Origin of the sequence: Variovorax sp. KBW07, from assembly GCF_003852515.1 — a bacterium.
GTDB lineage: Bacteria > Pseudomonadota > Gammaproteobacteria > Burkholderiales > Burkholderiaceae_C > Variovorax.
On sequence record NZ_QAJK01000053.1, the window covers coordinates 2,828 to 3,517 of the forward strand.

General features: G+C 67.5%; 1 protein-coding gene and 1 pseudogene. Both read left to right on the plus strand.

Translation table 11 applies throughout. The annotated features are described in order from the left end of the window. On the plus strand, positions 1-278 hold a 278-nt coding region (locus DBV14_RS33855), incomplete at its 5' end, for a tripartite tricarboxylate transporter substrate binding protein (RefSeq protein ID WP_260397005.1). Between the two features lie 16 nt (positions 279-294). Continuing rightward, positions 295-690, plus strand: a pseudogene (gudD, locus tag DBV14_RS12445) (glucarate dehydratase); the annotation flags it as partial.

The following is a 690-nucleotide window of genomic DNA, read 5'->3' on the forward strand; positions in this document are numbered from 1 at the left end:
TGCCCGACGTGCCCACGCTCGCCGAGGCGGGCGTGAAGGGCGCCGAGGTCTATTCGTGGCAGGGCATGGCCGCGCCCAAGGGCCTGCCGCCCGCGCTGAAGAAGAAGCTGGGCGACGCCGTCATTGCCGCGATGCAAGACCCTGAAACGAAGAAGCGCATGCTCGACCAGGGCCTGGAAATCGTCGCCAGCACGCCAGAAGATTTCACCGCCTTCCAGTTGCGCGAATGGACGCGTTGGAAGACATTGATCGACACCCGCCACATCACCGCCGACTGAGGCACCAGGCCCGAAGATGACATTTCCTGAATCCGCTGTTTCCAACGCCGTGTCGGGCGCTCCCGTCGTCACCGGCATGCGCGTGGTGCCCGTCGCGGGCCACGACAGCATGCTGATGAACCTCAGCGGCGCGCACGGTCCGTTCTTCACGCGCAACCTGCTCATCCTGACCGACAGCGCGGGCCACACCGGTGTCGGCGAAGTGCCCGGCGGCGAAAAAATCCGCCAGACGCTCGAAGACGCGCGCGGCCTCATCGTGGGCCAGCCCATCGGCCGCCACAACGCGGTGCTCAACAGCCTGCGCAGCGCCTTTGCCGGACGCGACAGCGGCGGCCGCGGCCAGCAGACCTTCGACCTGCGCGTGACCATCCATGCGGTCACCGCCGTCGAAGCCGCGCTGCTCGACCTGCTG